Raw genomic sequence first — 17,085 nt, forward strand, 5'->3', positions numbered from 1 at the left:
GGGACGGATGCCGCGGGCCGCGGCATCCGTCACCGTCATCAGCCCGCGAGCACGGCCTGGATCACCTGGGTGTACGCGGTGTACCCCGCGTAGGTCGGGTGGAGGAAGCCGGCCGGATCGTTCACCGGGTCCAGTCCGAACCAGGGATCGCTCGGCGCGCCGGGCACCAGCTGCACGCCGTGCCCGAGGAACGCCTCGACGACATCGGCGTAGACCACGTTCGCACCGTTCGCGGCGGCCAGCGCCACCGCTGCCTGGATCACGGCGTTGAGGGCGTCCGTGGCTGTGTTGACGGCCTGGGCGAGGGCGGCCAGCGCCAAGCACTGCTCGACCGGTGCGACCAGCGCGCACGCCTGCACATCGACCGGCTCGAGCAGGTGCGGGTAACCGGTGACGACGATGGTGGCGTTGGGCGCGCGCTGCGCGATCTCGCCGATCAGCATCGCGAGCGGTTGAACGAGGCCGGGCGCGTCGTCGATGACGGTCTGAACCGCCATCAGGCACGCATTGAGGTCGCCGCCGGCAGGAACCGCCGCGCACTGCGCGTACACCGCATCGAGACCGAGATCGTTCGCGCCCACGGTGAGCGTGACGAGGGTGGTGCCGCGGTTCACCTGCGACAGCTGGGCCCAGGTCTCTTCGATCGTGGCGCCGGAGCAGCCCGGGTTGCGGAGCAGATTGATCCTCGGCACATCGTCGAGCTGGGCGGCGTAGCCCCCGTCGGTGCGAACGCACGAGTCCAGGGGGACTCCTCCGCCCTGGCCCGCCGCGATGGAGTCGCCGAGAGCCACGTACTTCGCGACCGGCTGCGGCGGCGCGGCCGTCGCGCTTGCCGCTCCCGCTCCCATCAGGCCGATTCCGAGTGCCATCGCCGCGACCGCGGCGAGAATGCGTCGTTTCATGATTCCCCTTCGAATCCCCAGCGTTCGGATCGATTCCCCCGTGAATCGGCTGCTGCCTCGTCGCCGTCTTCTCGCCCGAGGGACGCCGCAGTTGATGCCGACGATAGACCCGCGGCATCCGTCCCGCCAGAGGCCCCCGCGCGCGCTGGCGGAATCACGCGCACGACACGTACGTTGAAGGGAACGACGGAAGGAATCCGAGTGACCGACACCGAACAGATCACCGTGACCCGCAACGACGAGGAGCACCGCTACGAGGTGCACGTCGGAGACGTCCTCGCCGGCTTCACGACGTTCCGCATCGACTCCCGCGGGCGCCTGCTCTTCCCGCACACCGAGGTCGACCCGGCGTTCCGCGGACGCGGACTCGCGCAGGCGGTCGTGTCGGAGGCGATGACGGATGCCGCGCGCCGCGGCGAGACCGTCGTGCCGCACTGCCCTGTCGTGGCCAAGCACCTGCGCGAGAACGAGGTCCCCGGGCTCACGATCGAGTGGCCCGGCCAGCCGCACCCCGAGTGAGCGGACCAGGGCGATGACCCGCCTCGACGCCTCGTCGACCGCCGGCGGCCTCCGTCCGGACGCGATGGAGGTGGCATCCGCCGTCGAATGCTCCGGCCCGCGCACGCTGCTCCTCGAGTCGAGGGAGGTCCCGCTCGGGGGCGTCCGCGCCATGTCGGTGCATCGCTCGCTGCCGCAGCGCGACCTGCCGCTGGTCGGCGCCTGGTGCTTCCTCGACCGGTTCGGTCCGCAGGACGCCCGCATGCGGGTGGAGCCGCATCCGCACATCGGGCTGCAGACGGTGACGTGGCCGTACCTCGGCGATGTGCGCCACCGCGACTCGGTGGGCAGCGACGTCGTCGTCCGCCGCGGTGCGCTCAACCTCATGACCAGCGGCGCGGGCATCTCCCACTCCGAGTACTCCGTCGGCGACGGCCCCACCCCGCTCGACGCGCTGCAGCTGTGGATCGCTCTGCCGGAGTCCCGCCGCCACGGCGCGCCGGCGTTCGAGCAGCACGACGTGCTGCCCGACGTCGAGCTTCCGGCGCTCCTCGGCTCCCCGGGCGCGGCGACCGTCGTGCTCGGCGAGCTCGCCGGGGTCGCGTCGCCGGCCACCGTGTACACGCCGATCGTCGGGGCGGAGCTGCGCATCCCGCCCGGCGCGACGGTCCGCGTTCCCCTGCAGGCGGCGTGGGAGCACGCGCTCATCGCCGTGGCGGGCGAGGCCGAGGTGGCGTCCGCCGTCGGCGACGGGACCGGCACCGCCGTCGTCCTGGACACCGAGCACCTGCTGTACCTCGGAACCCAGCGCGACGACGTCGTGCTGTCGAGCGCGGCCGGCGCGACGCTCTTCCTGCTCGGCGGCGAGCCGTTCGAGGACGACGTCGTGATGTGGTGGAACTTCGTCGGCCGCTCGCACGAAGAGATCGTCGAGGCGCGCGAGGCGTGGGAGGCCGGCTCGGAGCGGTTCGGCCGGGTCGTCGACCACGGCGACGAGCGCATCCCCGCCCCGCCGCTGCCCGCCGTGAGGCTCACGCGGCGTCGGCGACGGCTCTAGCCCCTTCGGCCTCGGCATCGCCTGCCGTGCACAGCGTCGGAGGTTTTCGCCGACACGCCGGGGCGAGGCATCCGTCGCCCGGCGCGCCGCCCGAAGCCTCCGATTCTGTGCACGCGTCGCGGCGACCCCGCCCCGGCACGCGAAGAGGCGCCCGGGCCGCAGCCCGGACGCCTCTTCGGTGTGGAACGGTTACGGCACGTCGACCGAGACGACCGTGCGCACCTGCGAGTCGCCGTAGCGCACGACACCCAGGTAGCTCCCGCTCTCGAGGCCCGACCACGACAGCTGGAACTGCGTCGGCGTGGCCTCGGTCACCGGCAGCGGGTTCGGGGTCGCGGTGAGCGATCCGAGTCCGTCCGGGGTGACGAGAGCCGAGGTGGCCTGCCAGGTAAAGGGGTCCGTGTACGAATACACGTGCGCCTCGATGAGGTAGTAGCCCGCGGTCGGCGCCACGATCTGGACGGCCTCGTCGGCCGAGGCCGACGCGGACTGCCAGTTCTCGTAGTAGCGCAGATCGGTGGGGCCCACCACACGGTAGACCGTGAGGTCGAGATCGGACCCGGTGTCGTCGGACGAGTCGAGCGCGAAGCGCGCCAGCTCGGTCCCGGCGGCCACCTGGACCAGCTCGTAGGTGTACCCGTCGTCCTCGGCCCCGGTGGCCTCGGTGCCGTCGATCAGCACGTCCTCGCGAGCGAGGCCGGCCAGGTTCAGCGGGAGGTCGCCCGTGATGCCCGGCGTGATCTCGATGTCGACGCTGCCGTCGGCACCCTCACCCTCGACCTGCGCGGGAGCGGCGGCCGTCACCGGGAACACCGCGATCGGCGATCGCACCTCGGTCTCGCCCGACGTCCAGGTGAGGAAGCCGGTGGCCCACTGCTCGACCGGGGCGTCGCCCTTCGCGAAGGAGACCGTGAACGACTGCGTCTCGCCCGCCGCGCCGAAGGTCAGCGTGCTCGGCTCGACGGTCACGTTCATGCCGGGGACGGATGCCTCGGCGGTGAACGTGCCGGCCTGCGTCGCGGTGACCGTGCGGGTCACCGTCTGCGGGCCGGGGAGGGTGCCGATGCCGAACGACGCCAGGTTCAGGTCGCTGGGATCGGTGGGCTCGATCTCGCCGAAGAGGTCCTCGCCGAGCGCGCCCTCGAGGTACCCCGCCCAGTCCGCGGGACCGTTGAGGTACAGCAGCCCGGGCTCGAAGTACTTCGTCGGGTCGACGTGGCCGGCACCCTGCGCGAACGGGTCGGTGCTGTCGGTGCCGTCGGCCTTGACCGTGTTGTACGCGGTCGTCATGAGCGCGGACTTGATCTCGGCCGGCGTGGCCGTCGGGCGCTCACCGAGGTACAGCGCGCCGAGACCGGCGACGTGCGGCGACGACATCGACGTGCCCGACTTGAAGCCGAACGTCGGCGCCTCGGTCGGACCGTTGTGGGTGGCGGCGACGATCGCGACACCCGGAGCCGAGACGTCGGGCTTGATGACGTCGGCGCCGTCGGCGAGCATCGGACCGCGGCTCGAGAAGCCCGCGACCTGCGGGGTCGGGGTCTCCTTGCCGGTGATGTTGTCACCCACGAGGGTCGCCGTGGCGTCCGCGGTGCTGCGCACGTAGTCCAGCAGCGCCGTGCGGTGCTGCGCGTCGATGTGCACGGTGGGGACCGAGTGGAAGTCGTTGTCGAGCGAGCCCGGGGTCACGTTCACGAGGATCATGCCCGTGCCGCCGGCAGCGGCGACCTCCTGCGACTTCTCGACGCGAGCGTTCGTGCCGCGGTCGCAGACCACGATCTTGCCGGCGACCTTGGCCGGGTCGAGCGTGCCGAGGAAGCACAGAGCCGCCTCGTTGGGAGCGGCGCCCGCCTTGGCGACGTCGCCCGAGTACACGACCGGACCGGTCAGGCTCTCGCCGAACGGCACGGTCACCGAGGCGCCGGCGGCCTGGAAGCCGTTCGGCAGCGTGACGGTGCCCTCGTACGTCGGGATGGTGGATGCCGCGACCGTGGTGTACCACGGCGACGCGTGGTCGGCCGTGGCGGCACCGGGGCCGCTGTTGCCCGCGCTCACCGCGACGAACACGCCGGCGGCCGCCGCGTTGAAGAACGAGATGTCCTCCGGCTGGAGCACGGTGGTGGCCGAGCCGCCGCCGATCGAGTAGTTGATCACGTCCACGCCGTCGGCGACTGCCGTGTCGATCGCGGCGAGCAGGTCGCTCAGCGCGCAGATGTCGTCGCTGGTGACGAGGTCGTCCGGACCCACGTAGCAGGCCTTGTACGACGCGACCTTCGCGGCCGGGGCGACACCCGAGACGTCGCCGAAGCCGACGCCCTCGACCGACGCCTCGACACCGAAGTTGCCGGCCGCCGTGCTCGCGGTGTGCGAGCCGTGGCCGTCACCGTCGCGCGGCGACAGGTAGTCGTAGCTGAAGTCGAAGCCCGTCGCCGCGGCGCCGTCGGCGAAGAACTGCGCGCCGATGAGCTTGGTGCTGTAGAGGTCCTTCGTCCAGCCCTGGTCGGACGCGTCCACGCGCCGGGCGCGGTACGCGTTGCCGTCGGACTTCTTGAAGACGACGTTGTCGCCGTTGATGTACGGCTTGCCCGTTCCGGGCTTGCCGATGAGCTTGTCGCCGGCGAACGACGGGTTCTCCGGGGCGATGCCGGTGTCGACCACGCCGACGACGACGCCCTTGCCGGCCTCGGCGACGCCGCCGACGGCATCCCACACTCCGCCGGTTCCGGCGTCACCCGAGCCGAGTCCGAGGAACTCGGTGGACGGGACGGCGTCGGGGTGGCGGATCTCGTCGGGGTACACCCCGAGCACGTTCTTGTCGCTCTGCAGCTTCGCGACCTGAGCGCCGTCGAGGTCGGCGGTGAACCCGTTCAAGGTCACCTGGTACGTCGTGGCGGGCGTGACGCCCGCCTCGGCGGCGACCTCCTGCTGCTCCTTCTTGAGGTGCGCGATGTACTTCTGCGAGTTCGCGGAGTGCGCGTCCAGCTGCCTCCCGGTCTCGGGCTTCGTGCGCTGGATGCCGGCCTGGCCGCCGTCGTACGTCGCCAGTGGTGCGTCCTTCAGCATGACGATGTAGCGGCCGGAGGGCGCATCGATCGGAACGGGGGTTCTCACCTCCTCCGGCGCCGCGCCGAAGCTGGCTGTGGCAGTGCCCGTGAACAGTGCGGCGAGTGTGACGACCGCGGCTGCTCTGACGGAGGATCGACCCATCGTGGCCTCCATATTGGTTTTCGTGGGGAGTCGCTGCGCCACTTCGTCGGGGCGCAGCGACCTCAAACCTAACTCTCGGTTGATTCTCGGTTAATGAGAGCTCTGTGAGAATCGAGAGGCCTACCGCCGATAGGCTGGGCAGGTGGCTGAGCCGACCCGACTTTCGACGAGCGTTCTGCTCACGTGCGCGGCCATCGGTGTTGCGACGGGTGTTCTGCAGGCCGGCGCCGGGGCCATCAGCGGGTTCGTCTCGGCGGGCGCGCCGATCCTGTACGGGCTCGTGCTCGGGGTGCACGTCCTTCCGGGCGTGGTGGCGCAGGAGCTGCTCCGGCGTCCGTGGGTCGCGCTGATCACGCACCTCATCGCGGCGCTCGTCGCCAGCGCCGTCGTTCCGCTGTGGATCGGCCGGTACATCGGCACCGCCCTGCTCGTCGGCGCGCTGCAGGAGCTGGTCGCCGCCACGTCGCGCTACAAGCGCTGGGAGCCCTGGCGGTTCTTCCTTTCGGCGGTGATCGTGGGCGCCGTGATCGCTGTGGCGATCTGGTTCGCCGCGGACGTGTCGCGGTTCCCGCTCTGGGGCCAGGTCGTCTACGTCGCGCTCTTCATCGTCGGTCCGGTGGCATGGACCGCCGTGGGGCTCGGGATCGGCGCGGCGCTCCGCCGCGCCGGCGTGGCGCGCCGAAGCCGAGCCTGACGTCGTCCGCGCGCGCGAGCTCGCTTCGCCGCCACCCCGGACGCGGGGTAGGTTAGGGAAGGCTAAGTTTCCACCACGATCGGATGCCCGTGTCCACTGCCGCGCCGCTGCTGCGGGTGCGCGAGCTCGGCGTCACCCACGACGGCGAGACCGCCCCGGCGCCGGCATCCGTGTCGTTCGACGTCTCACCGGGTGAGGTCGTGCTGCTCCTCGGTCCCAGCGGCTCGGGCAAGTCGACGCTCACGCTCGCGCTGAACGGGCTCATCCCCCACACGGTGCCCGCCGACGTCACGGGATCCGTCGAGGTCGGCGGCCTCGACACGCGGCACACCGCGGTCGCCGAGCTCAGCACCCGCGTCGGCATGGTCTTCCAGGATCCGGACGCGCAGCTGGTCACCGGAACGGTTCTCGACGAGGTCGCGTTCGGTCCGGAGAACCTGCGGATGCCGGTGCCCGACGTCCTCGCCCGCGCCGAGGCCGCCCTGCGCCGCGTGGGGCTGTGGGAGCGCCGCTCCGAGAACCCCGACCGGCTGTCGGGCGGCGGACGTCAGCGGCTGGCGATCGCCTGCGCCCTCGCGATGGGCTCGCCGCTGCTCGTGCTGGACGAGCCGACCGCGAACCTCGACCCCGCCGGGATCGAAGAGGTCTACGCCGCCCTGGCCGAGCTCGTGCCCGCCGGGGATCGGGCCATCCTGCTCGTCGAGCACAACCTCGATGCCGCGGTCGGATTCGTCGACCGGGTGGTCGTGCTCGATCACGACGGGCGGCTCTTCGCCGACGGCACCGTCGACGAGGTCCTCCGCGGCCGCGCCGAGGAGCTGCAGCGGATGGGTGTCTGGCTGCCCGTGTCCACGATCGCCGCGCTGCGTCTCCGCCGCGCCGGCTTCGCGCTCGAGCCGCTTCCGCTCACCCCCGACGAGCTGCGCGCCGCCCTCGACGCCGAGCCCGCGCCCGCCCCCGCAGCATCCGCGTCTCCCCCCGCACCGGCCCCCGCGGGATCCGGGTCTCCCCCCGCACCGGCCCCCGCGGCATCCGGAATTCGGACAATCGCGCAGATTCCGGATGCCACGCCCGCCGCAGTCCGGAAAACCGCTGATTCTCCGAATTCCGGACCGGCCGCAGGCAAGCCACCCGGCCCGCTCATCCGCGTGCGCGGCCTTACGCTGCGCCGCGGCCGCACCGAGGTGCTCCACGACATCGACCTCGATGTTCCGCGCGGCGCGTTCGTCGCGGTCGTCGGGGCGAACGGCGCGGGCAAGACCAGCCTCATCCAGGCGATGGCGGGCGTCGTCGCGCCGCCGAAGGGCACCGTGCACGTCGACGGGGTCGACGTCGGTCGCGCCGACGCCCGCACCCTGAGCCGGCGCATCGGCTTCGTGTTCCAGAACCCCGAGCACCAGTTCATCGCGCACACGGTCTTCGACGAGATCGCGCACGGCCTGCGGCTGCAGCGCCTGCCCGAGGAGGAGGTGCGGACGCGCACGACGGCTCTCCTGGATCGATTCGGGCTCGCCTCGAAGGCGGCGAGCCACCCGTTCCTGCTGTCGGGCGGCCAGAAGCGGCGGCTCTCGGTGGGCACGGCGCTCGTCGCCGGGGCCCCCGTGCTCGTGCTCGACGAGCCCACCTTCGGCCAGGACCGTGCACGGGCGGAGGAGCTGCTGTCGCTGCTGTCGGAGCTGAACGCCGAGGGCACCACGATCCTGGTAGTGAGCCACGACATGCAGCTGGTCACCGACTACGCCGACCGCACCGTCGTGATGACCGGCGGCCGCGTGCTCGCCGAGGGCTTGACCGCCGAGGTGTTCGCCGACGACGCCCTCATCACCGGCGCCGGCCTGCGCCCGCCGCCGCTGCGCCGTGCGCTGCGGAACGTCGTGCGCCACCCCGAGCTCGCCCGCATCGCACGTCTGGCCGATCTCCCCGGCAGCCGGGCGGCCCTCCCGCGCTCCGAGCCCGACGGGGCGCCCGCCCAGCTCCCGAACGGCGCCGCGTCTGCCGAGCTTCCGAACGACGCGTCGAGGTCGCCCGAGGTCGCCGATCCCGACCACTCCGCCGCGAATGGTCAGGAACTCGGCCCGCACGCGGCACCCGCCCCGCACGCCGCGGGAGGTGCGCTGTGACCGACACCGGGCCCCTGACCGTGGCGACGGCGTCGCGCAGCGCGGTCGATCCGTACGCGCGGCGGGTCGAGGCATCCGCTGTCCGCTTCCTCTACGGCCTCAACCCGCTCGCCAAGCTCGCTGCACCACTGCCCGCCGCCGCGCTGCTGGTCTTCGTGCGGGACGCCGCGACCCCTGCGGCCTTCCTCGCGCTCGCGTACGCCGTGCTGCTGGTGGGCGTCTCATTCACGCGGCGCCTGGCGGCGATCCTGTTCCTCGTGCTGCCGCTCGGTGCCCTGATCATCGGTTTCGGGTTCGCGCTGTGGACGGACGCGTCGCGCGTCGACCAGTCCTGGGTGGCGTGGCAGCTGGGCGGCTGGACGATGTACGGCGGAGCCCTCGCCGTCGGCTTCGCCACCGGGCTCCGGCTGTCGGCCATCCTCGCGCTCACCCTGATCACCGGCCTGTCGACGACGGGTCCCGACCTCGTGCGCGCCACGGTGCAGCAGCTGCGGGTGCCCTACCGGATCGGCTACACCGCGCTCGCGGCGTTCCGGTTCCTGCCCCGTTTCGGGTACGAGCTCGACGTGATCCGTCAGGCGCATCGCGTGCGCGGTGCGCACGGCGGACGGGGGCCGTTCGTCGCGGTCGCGCGGTGGTTCGGCTACATCGTGCCGCTTCTGGCCGGAGCGATCCGCCACGCCGAGAGGGTCGCGCTCGCGATGGATGCCCGCGCCTTCGGGGCGCACCCCGACCGCACCGAGCGGTACACCGTGCCGTGGCGGGCGCGCGACACCGTCTTCACGCTGGCCTTCTGGGCGGTCTCCGCGGCTCTGCTCGCCGCCACCTTCCCGTGGGGTCTGGCCTGACCTCGAGCGGGCCTCCGCCCGGGAGCGACGGATGCCGGAGACCCGGTGCCTCCGCAGAGGGCCGGGTCGTGGCATCCGTCAGCGCTTGCCGACGATCTGGCGCGAGACGATGTCGCGCATGATCTCGTTCGTGCCGCCGTAGATGCGGTGCACGCGGGCATCGAGATAGGCGCGGGCGATCGGGTACTCGGTGATGTAGCCGTAGCCGCCGTGCAGCTGCACGCCGACATCGAGGAGCTCGGCCTCGCGGTCGGTCGTCCAGAACTTGACCTTCGCGGCCTCCTCGGCGGTGAGCTTCTCATCCCGGTAGAGCATCATCGCGCGGTCGACGTAGGCCCACATGACGTCGACGGTGGTGGCCATGTCGGCGAGCTTGAAGCGGGTGTTCTGGAAGTCGGCGATGCGCTCGCCGAACGCCTCACGGCTGAGCACGTAGTCGCGGGTCCACACGAACGCGGCCTCGCCCGCTGCCGCCGCCGCGACGCCGATCGACAGGCGCTCGAGCGGCAGGTTCATCATGAGCTGGATGAAGCCGAGGCCCTCCTTGCCGCCGATGAGGTTCTCTTCGGGAACGAAGACGTCGGTGAACGACAGCTCGGCGGTGTCCCAGCCGTGGAAGCCCATCTTCTCGAGCTTCTTGCCGTGGTCGAAGCCCGTCATGCCGTCCTCGAGGATCAGCAGGCTGAAGGCATCCGGCCGGTTGCCCTCACCCGTCTTGACGAAGGTGACCACCATGTCGGCGGTCTTGCCCGACGAGATGAAGGTCTTCGCACCGTTGACGATGTAGCCGCCCTCGACGCGCTTGGCGGTGGTCTTGATGCCGCGGAGGTCCGAGCCGGCGCCGGGCTCGGTCATCGCGAGGGCGCCGAGGATCTCGCCGGTCGCCATGCCCGGCAGCCACTTCTCCTTCTGCTCCTGCGTGCCCATGTGCACGATGTAGGGCACGGCCAGGTCGTCCTGGATGCCGAGGGCGCCGGCCAGCGAGCCGAGGCCCGCGCCGATCGTCTCTTCGAGCACGATCGAGCGGAAGCGGTAGTCCTGCAGCATGCCGGCGCCACCGAACTCCTCGGGCACCGACAGGCCGATGATCCCGGCCTCGCCCGCCGCCAGCATGGTGGCGCGGTCGATCTCGCCGTCGCGGTCCCACTGCCGGCGCTTCTCGTCCGAGGCGTAGCGCTTGATGAACTCCTTGACGACGTCGCGGAAGGCGTCGTGGTCCTCGTCGTAGATATCCCGCTCCATGGCAGGCGAACCTCTCTCTTCGTCGAGCCGGCGTCCCGTCGCGGCCCCGGTACCCCGATCCTACGCCGCGCCCGCGACATCCAGTCTCACCTGATGTGGAATCGAGTTCCTTCATCACGGATGCCGCGCCCGCTCACTGCGCGTAGTCCGGCGCGGGGGCGAGGGCGAAGAAGGCCTCCAGCGACGTCCACCCGCCGTCGTGGTACGCCTTGGCGAGTTCGGGCCCGATGTAGCGCAGGTGCCAGGGCTCCGGCAGGTACCCGGTCACCTCGGTCGCGCCCTCGACGTAGCGCACGATCCACCCGTGCTCCCACGCGTGCGCAGCGACCCACTGCCCCTGCGGCGTCGCAGCGAGGTCGTCGAGTGTGCCGCAGGCGCCGGCGCACGCGACGACGTCGGCCCCGAGGCCCAGCTGGTGCTCGCTGTACCCGGGCCGCGCACTGACCTGATCGGCACGGTCGCCACGCTCTGCGAAATGCCGCCCGTAGGTCTGCTGCTGCGTCTGGTATGAGCGGAACCCGCTCTCCAGGGCGATCTCGCCGACGCCAGCCGTGCGCGCCGCATTGACGAGCGAGGTGAGAGCGGATGCCGCCTCCGTGCGCAGGGCGCCTCCCTCGATGTTGCGCACGCCGTCGGGCAGCACAAGGCCGCCGGGGCGATAGTCGATCGGAGACGCGGGGCGCAGCTTGTCGACGACGGCCCAGATGCGCGACGAGTCGCCGAGGTCCACGCACGGCGCACGGCCGTCGACCACTGCCGAGCGGAACGCCTCGCCGCCGCCCGCGGCGACGATCGCCTGCTCGTCGGCGCCCGAGCGGAGCGCGGTGAGGAACTCGGGCAGAGCGCAGAGGTCTGCGGCCAGCGGCGACTGCTCCACGGCGGGCACGGGGAGCTGCTCGATCTCACGCGCCTCCAGCGTGGTGGTGAGCGCAGCCTCGACCTCTGCCGGCGGGGCGGGCGGCAGCATCGCGGCCGTCATCGCCGCCGAGCCGAGCAGCAGTGCCGCACCTGCGGCGAGGCCCGCCACCGCGGCGACGCGGCCCGTGAGCCGCCGGGGACGCGCGTGCCGGACCGGCTGCGCGTCCTCGCCGACGGCGAGGATCTCGGCGCCGCGGGCGGCCCGCCGCTCACTCGTCACCGGGCGGCTATGGCGCGCGACGCGCCCGCCCGGTCGCGCTCGCAGCGAGGGAACCGGATGCGTCGCTGCCGTGTCGGGCGCGGCCGCCGCAGGGGAGGTGGTGCGAGGCGCGGACGCGGGGGATGCGGTGTGAGGCGCGGACGCGGGGGAGGCCGTGCAGGCCGCGGCAGCGGGTGCAGGTGCGGCGGACGCGGCGTCCGGTGCGACCGCGGCGGACTCCTCCCGGGCGCGCCGCGCCGCCTCATCGCGCATCGCTCGGGCAGCGCGACGAGTCTCGGGAACGGCTCGGGGGGTGGCGAGCCGGCCAGGCTCCGTCACGCCTGCCATTCTGACCTGGACGGAGCATCGGCGCACGCTTTCCCGCCATGTTCGACACGCCGCCCCGGCGTCTTGACGCGCTTTCGAATTTTTGTTCTCATGGGTGAATGCGTTGGCAGGGTCAGGAGCTGGGTGTGGCGGATGCCGCGGCCCTGCCCGGCCTCGAGCAGCTCAACAGCCTCGTGCGCTCGCTCACCACGCCCGAGTTCGCCGGCGTGACCTTCCACGAGGTGCTCTGCAAGTCGGCGCTCAACCATGTGCCGATGGCGTCCGCGATGCCGTTCGACTGGACCGTGAACCCGTACCGCGGATGCAGTCACTCGTGCGTGTACTGCCTGCATCCCGACACGCAGGTTCTGATGGCCGACGGGCGCAGCAAGCGCATCGGTGACGTTCGCGCGGGTGACGAGGTCGTCGGCACCCGTCGGGAGGGCGCCTACCGCAGATACGTCCGCGCGACAGTCTCCGCACAGTGGGAGACGCGCAAGCGCGCGTATCGTGTGACGCTCGCCGACGGCACCGTGCTCGTGGCGAGCGGTGACCACCGCTTCCTCACCGAACGCGGCTGGAAGCACGTGCAGCCCGCACCGAAGGGGGCGCCGCAGCGACCGCACCTCACGACGAACAACAAGCTCCTGGGCTTCGGCCTCGGCGGCACCTCGTCCCCCGCGCTTCCGACGGATGCGTACCAGTCGGGCTATCTCTGCGGCATGATCCGCGGTGACGCGATGATGCTCAGACGGTCGTACCCGCGAAGCAACGGGCGAGGGACCTATGTGGCACATGGATTCCGGCTCGCTCTGGGGGATTCTGAGGCGCTGGACCGCTCCCGCGGCTACCTCGAGGCGGCAGGCGTGCGGACGACCCTCCGCAGATTCTCGGCCGCGACGGCAGAACGCCGCGAGATGAACGCCATCTTCACTTCACGCGGGTCGGATGACGACGCGATCACAGAACTGATCGGGTGGCCGCTTGACCCGTCGCCAGAGTGGTCTCGGGGGTTCCTTGCCGGCGTCTTCGACGCCGAGGGGAGCTGCAGCCGGGGAGTGCTGCGGATCACCAATCGCGACCCCCGGATCCTGTCTGCGATCTGCGGCGCCCTCGACGCGCACGGCTTCCCCCATGTGCAGGAGCCGCCCCGCGCGAATGGCGTGAGCGCCGTGCGGCTGCTCGGCGGGCTCCCCGCCCGGCGCCGGTTCTTCGAGCTCACCCAGCGCGCGATCACCCGCAAACTGTCCCTCATCGGCGACGCCGTCACGTCCGCCGCACCACTGCGGGTGGTCTCCATCGAAGACCTCGGCGAGACGATCGACATGGTCGACATCACGACATCGACGGGTGACTTCATCGCGAACGGGGTGATCAGCCACAACTGCTTCGCCCGGGGCACGCACGAGTACCTCGACCTCGACGCCGGGCGGGACTTCGACACGCAGGTCGTCGTGAAGATCAACGTCGCCGACGTGCTCGAGAAGGAACTGCGGCGGGGCAGCTGGCAGCGCCAGCCGGTGATGCTCGGCACCAACACCGACCCCTACCAGCGCGCCGAGGGCCGCTACCAGCTCATGCCGGGCATCGTGTCGGCGCTCGCCGAGTCGGGCACGCCGTTCTCGATCCTCACGAAGGGCACGCTGCTGCGGCGCGATCTGCCGATGCTGACGGATGCCGCGGCCCACGTGCCCGTCACGCTGGCCATGTCGATCGCGGTGTTCGACGACGAGCTGCAGCACCTGATCGAGCCGGGCACGCCGAGCGCCTCCGCCCGGCTGCAGACGGTCCGCGCGGCCGCCGACGCGGGCTTCCGCGTCACGGTGTTCCTGATGCCGATCATCCCGCACCTGACCGACTCGACAGCAGCGATCGACCACGCGCTGTCCCGCATCAAAGAGGCCGGCGCGATCCGGGTGGTCTACGGCGCGCTGCACCTCCGGCCGGGCGCGAAGCAGTGGTTCATGCAGTGGCTCGAGCAGCGGCATCCGGAACTCGTGCCGTCGTATCGAGGGATGTACCCCGGCGTGACCGCGAATGCGCCGAAGGCGTACCGTGCATGGCTGGCGCAGCGCGTGCGGCCGCTCCTGCGCGCGCACCGGCTCGACGGGCGCGCCGAGGAGGAGCACGGGCGCGGGGCGCCGGTGGCAGGACTCGCCGACCGCGCCGACGCACGCGCCGCTCCGATCGTCACGACCTCACGCGGGCGTGCCGCCGCCGCGAGCGCGAGGAACACGACGGCGAGGAGCGCGACGCTCGGCGCCGAGGCATCCGGCCGGCTCTTCTGACGGCGAGCCCGCCCTCAGCCGGCCAGCGTCACGCGCACGGCCGCGGCGTACGCGACGTACCCCGCGCTGTTGGGGTGGAAGGCGTTCCTGCTGCTGAGCCACCGGAAGTCGTTGATCCACGGGGCGGTGCTGCCGATGCCGTGTCCGGCGAAGTCGTCCTCGACGTCGACGAAGCGGGCGCCGTTGGCGACGGTCACCTGCTCGATGACGTCGTTCAGGACGACGGTCTGGTCGTTCACCTCGTCCGCCCACGTGTACTTGGGGTTGACGCCCGAGGAGTTCTCCCAGAACAGCAGCGGGTACCCGGTCACCACGATGCGCGCAGTCGCGGCCTTGGTGCGGATCGCCCCGATCACGTTCGCGATGCTGGCCTTGAAGGCGTCCGAGGTCGCGATCGCGGACCCCGCGGCGATCTTCGAGGAGCAGGTCGAGGTGACCAGGACGAAGCAGTTCTGCATGACGTCGGCGAACCCGACGTCGTTGCCGCCGACGGTCACCGTGACGATGCTCGCGTCGGCGGGGATGCCGGCGACCTGCGTCAGCACCGCGGACGTGTTGGCGCCCGAGCAGGCGAGGAAGGCGACGAGCCGCTTGTCGGGATCGGCGTCGAGCAGCTTCGGGTAGCTCTTCGAGCTGCGGTAGCAGGAGCTGTCGAGATAGCTGTCGGCGCCCACGCCGGCGGCGAACGAGTCGCCCACCGCCGCGTACGCGGGCTCGACGGTGCCCCCGCCGCCTCCGCCGCCCCCGCCGCCTCCGCCGCCTCCGCCGTTGCCGCCGCCGGGCTTGTCGGGCTTCGCGGCCGCGACCGGCGCGGCCCAGCCCGCCTCAGCGGGGGCCGCGACGGCGAGCAGGCATGCCACCGCCAGCGCGGCGACCACCGCAATGACGGCGCGCAGCCGGCGCCGCGAATCCTCGTGCGTCCGCACGCGTGTGATCGAGACGTCCATCGGAATACCCCCAGTGCTCTCGACCCCCCAGTCGACTCGACGCCTTCGTCGATGGTCACAGCAATACCACAGCGGCCATCGGGGCGGAAGGGCCCCGCTGCGACGGGGCTCAGACTCCCACCGGCACGGAGCGTGCCGCGCCGGCGGGGAGCGGTGCCGGCTCAGGTCGTCCCTGGGCGATCGGCGGGGCCGATGGCGCGGCGGCGACGGCCGGTGCGGCGAGGTGCGCCAGCACCGCGTCGAGCACGACGTCTGCCGCGAGCAGCCGGTTGTGCCCGAGTCCGCGCGTCTCCAGAAGACGGGCACCGGGATGCGCCGCCGCGATGCGCTGCGCCTCCGCGAAGGGCACGAGGCGGTCTTCACGGTCGTGGGCGATCAGCAGCGGCACCGTGGCCGGCACGGGCCGCTGCACGCTCGACAGCCACGCGAACGGGTCGGGCTCACCCGGGAAGTACCGGCTCGCGAACAGCTCCTTCATCCGGAGCGACACGGCATCGGAGTAGCCGAGGCCCGCCTGGAACTGCGTGAGCAGCGCAGCGGCGTCCGCCGGCGCGGCGATGGTGACCACCCGCGATGCCCGGATGCCTCCCGCGGCGCCGATCAGCGTGGCGAGCCCGCCGAACGAGTGCCCGATCATGGCCTCGAACCCGCCGTGGCGCTCCTGGAGGGCCGCGAAGACGTGGAGCCAGTCCACGAGGTACGTGCGCCGCCCGGCCGAGTTCCCGTGGGCCGGCGCGTCGAACGCGACGACACGGTAATCCTCGGCGACGAGCTCGCGGATGAGCGGCGCGAACTGGCTGGCGCGCGCATCCCAGCCGTGCGCGAGCAGCACGACCCGGTTTCCGCCGCCCCACTCGTACGTCTCGACCTCGGCACCGCGCCGATCTACGCCCGCGACCGTGACACGACCGCGTCGGGCGCGGGACATCGTCGGCTCGTGGTCGGGGTGAACGGGCCGCGGTCTGGCGACGCGGCCGAAGAGCGGCATCGCGACGGCGGCGCCCCACCGGGGCGAGAGGGCGCCTGCGGCGCGGACGGACGTGCCGGCGACGGCGGCTGCGATATCCATGATGCTCCGATCCGAAGAATACGAACGGTCGTACTTATGAATACGAACGATCGTACGGTAACCTCGAGGCATGGCACAACCCCCCGTCGACCGCCGCCGCCTGCGCGGCGACGAGTCGCGGCGTGCCGTGCTGTCACACGCGGTCGACACGGCGACGGTCGAGGGTCTCGACGGCCTCACGATCGGCCGGCTGGCGGATGCCTCGGGGCACAGCAAGAGCGGCATCGCCACGCTCTTCGGGTCCAAGGAGCAGCTGCAGCTGGCCGTCGTCGCGGCGGCGCGAGAGGTCTTCATCGATCGGGTGGTGGCGCCCGCCCGTGCCAGGACACCGCGCGGGCTCGTCCGGGTCTGCGCGCTCCTCACCGACTGGGTCTCCTACTCGCGCGACCGCGTGTTCAGCGGCGGGTGCTTCTTCGCGGCGACGTCCGTCGAGTTCGATGCCAAGCCGGGTGCCGTGCGGGACGCCGTCATCGCCGCCTCGGGCCAGTGGGAGGAATACCTCACCGCGAGCATCGAGCACGCGATGGCCGCCGGCGAGCTGCCGCTGCTCGACGATGCGCGCCAGCTGACGTTCGAGCTGGTGTCGTTCCTCGAGGCCGCCAACACCCGCTCCCTGCTGCACGCGAGCGATGAGCCGTACCGCCGCGCCGAGGTCGCCGTCCGCGCCCGGCTGACGGCGCTCGGCGGTGACCCCGCGCTCGTCAACGCGATCGGCGCAGCCTCCACGACCTGAGCCGCATCCGCGCCGCGCGCCCCTGGCGCGGACCGG

13 protein-coding genes are annotated in these 17,085 nt (G+C 71.9%); 7 read left to right on the plus strand and 6 right to left on the minus strand.

Annotation, left to right across the window (positions count from 1 at the left end):
• Positions 1–38: 38 nt before the first annotated feature.
• On the minus strand, positions 39–902 hold the full coding sequence (locus tag V6R91_RS01715) for an SGNH/GDSL hydrolase family protein (RefSeq protein WP_336393867.1): 864 nt from the start codon (positions 900–902) through the stop codon (positions 39–41).
• 201 nt (positions 903–1,103) lie between these two features.
• Here V6R91_RS01715 and V6R91_RS01720 point away from each other — a divergent pair, with 201 nt between their 5' ends.
• Together V6R91_RS01720 and V6R91_RS01725 are read left to right on the plus strand one after the other, a co-directional pair.
• Complete coding sequence (locus V6R91_RS01720) at positions 1,104–1,421, plus strand: GNAT family N-acetyltransferase (protein WP_336393868.1); 318 nt, start codon at positions 1,104–1,106, stop codon at positions 1,419–1,421.
• 13 nt (positions 1,422–1,434) lie between these two features.
• Entirely contained in the window at positions 1,435–2,457 is a 1,023-nt protein-coding gene (locus tag V6R91_RS01725; RefSeq protein ID WP_442928083.1) for a pirin family protein, read from the plus strand.
• A gap of 189 nt (positions 2,458–2,646) precedes the next feature.
• On the opposite strand, the gene V6R91_RS01730 is transcribed toward V6R91_RS01725, so the two are convergent.
• Positions 2,647–5,664: a S8 family serine peptidase gene (locus V6R91_RS01730; RefSeq protein WP_336393869.1), complete on the minus strand. Its 3,018-nt coding sequence runs from the start codon at positions 5,662–5,664 to the stop codon at positions 2,647–2,649.
• Positions 5,665–5,806: 142 nt separating this feature from the next.
• On the opposite strand from V6R91_RS01730, the gene V6R91_RS01735 reads away from it, so the two are divergent.
• The 3 genes from V6R91_RS01735 to V6R91_RS01745 all read left to right on the plus strand — a co-directional run bounded on the left by V6R91_RS01735 (position 5,807) and on the right by V6R91_RS01745 (position 9,326).
• The gene (locus V6R91_RS01735; protein WP_336393870.1) at positions 5,807–6,358 is read left to right on the plus strand and encodes an ECF transporter S component; all 552 of its coding nucleotides are present in this window, start codon (positions 5,807–5,809) and stop codon (positions 6,356–6,358) included.
• Between the two features lie 83 nt (positions 6,359–6,441).
• Positions 6,442–8,478: an ABC transporter ATP-binding protein gene (locus V6R91_RS01740; protein ID WP_336393871.1), complete on the plus strand. Its 2,037-nt coding sequence runs from the start codon at positions 6,442–6,444 to the stop codon at positions 8,476–8,478.
• Positions 8,475–9,326, plus strand: a complete 852-nt coding sequence (locus V6R91_RS01745; protein WP_336393872.1) for an energy-coupling factor transporter transmembrane component T — start codon at positions 8,475–8,477, stop codon at positions 9,324–9,326. The genes V6R91_RS01740 and V6R91_RS01745 overlap by 4 nt, the downstream gene beginning before the upstream one ends.
• A 78-nt stretch (positions 9,327–9,404) precedes the next feature.
• Here V6R91_RS01745 and V6R91_RS01750 read toward each other — a convergent pair whose 3' ends face one another.
• Together V6R91_RS01750 and V6R91_RS01755 are read right to left on the minus strand one after the other, a co-directional pair.
• Positions 9,405–10,568, minus strand: a complete 1,164-nt coding sequence (locus V6R91_RS01750; RefSeq protein WP_336393873.1) for an acyl-CoA dehydrogenase family protein — start codon at positions 10,566–10,568, stop codon at positions 9,405–9,407.
• A gap of 133 nt (positions 10,569–10,701) precedes the next feature.
• The gene (locus V6R91_RS01755; protein WP_336393874.1) at positions 10,702–11,706 is read right to left on the minus strand and encodes a M15 family metallopeptidase; all 1,005 of its coding nucleotides are present in this window, start codon (positions 11,704–11,706) and stop codon (positions 10,702–10,704) included.
• A 425-nt stretch (positions 11,707–12,131) separates the two neighbouring features.
• Here V6R91_RS01755 and V6R91_RS01760 point away from each other — a divergent pair, with 425 nt between their 5' ends.
• Complete coding sequence (locus V6R91_RS01760) at positions 12,132–14,300, plus strand: intein-containing Rv2578c family radical SAM protein (RefSeq protein WP_336393875.1); 2,169 nt, start codon at positions 12,132–12,134, stop codon at positions 14,298–14,300.
• Positions 14,301–14,314: 14 nt separating this feature from the next.
• Here the strand turns inward: V6R91_RS01760 and V6R91_RS01765 are convergent, their stop codons facing one another.
• Positions 14,315–15,247, minus strand: coding sequence for an SGNH/GDSL hydrolase family protein (locus V6R91_RS01765; RefSeq protein ID WP_336393876.1), 933 nt, complete (start codon positions 15,245–15,247; stop codon positions 14,315–14,317).
• A 109-nt stretch (positions 15,248–15,356) separates the two neighbouring features.
• A complete protein-coding gene (locus V6R91_RS01770; protein ID WP_336393877.1) occupies positions 15,357–16,316 on the minus strand; it encodes an alpha/beta fold hydrolase in 960 nt (319 codons plus the stop codon).
• Between the two features lie 70 nt (positions 16,317–16,386).
• Between V6R91_RS01770 and V6R91_RS01775 the strand changes: the two genes are divergently transcribed.
• Positions 16,387–17,049, plus strand: coding sequence for a TetR/AcrR family transcriptional regulator (locus V6R91_RS01775; protein WP_336393878.1), 663 nt, complete (start codon positions 16,387–16,389; stop codon positions 17,047–17,049).
• Positions 17,050–17,085 lie beyond the last annotated feature (36 nt).

Source organism: Microbacterium sp. CCNWLW41 (assembly GCF_037083505.1).

Excerpts from the sequence above, each read along its gene's own strand:
- V6R91_RS01715 (WP_336393867.1), bottom strand. The coding sequence starts at position 902 with ATGAAACGACGCATTCTCGCCGCGGTCGCGGCGATGGCACTCGGAATC.
- V6R91_RS01725 (WP_442928083.1), top strand. The coding sequence starts at position 1,435 with ATGACCCGCCTCGACGCCTCGTCGACCGCCGGCGGCCTCCGTCCGGAC.
- V6R91_RS01730 (WP_336393869.1), bottom strand. The coding sequence starts at position 5,664 with ATGGGTCGATCCTCCGTCAGAGCAGCCGCGGTCGTCACACTCGCCGCA.
- V6R91_RS01740 (WP_336393871.1), top strand. The coding sequence starts at position 6,442 with ATGCCCGTGTCCACTGCCGCGCCGCTGCTGCGGGTGCGCGAGCTCGGC.
- V6R91_RS01750 (WP_336393873.1), bottom strand. The coding sequence starts at position 10,568 with ATGGAGCGGGATATCTACGACGAGGACCACGACGCCTTCCGCGACGTC.
- V6R91_RS01760 (WP_336393875.1), top strand. The coding sequence starts at position 12,132 with ATGCGTTGGCAGGGTCAGGAGCTGGGTGTGGCGGATGCCGCGGCCCTG.
- V6R91_RS01765 (WP_336393876.1), bottom strand. The coding sequence starts at position 15,247 with ATGGACGTCTCGATCACACGCGTGCGGACGCACGAGGATTCGCGGCGC.
- V6R91_RS01770 (WP_336393877.1), bottom strand. The coding sequence starts at position 16,316 with ATGGATATCGCAGCCGCCGTCGCCGGCACGTCCGTCCGCGCCGCAGGC.
- V6R91_RS01775 (WP_336393878.1), top strand. The coding sequence starts at position 16,387 with ATGGCACAACCCCCCGTCGACCGCCGCCGCCTGCGCGGCGACGAGTCG.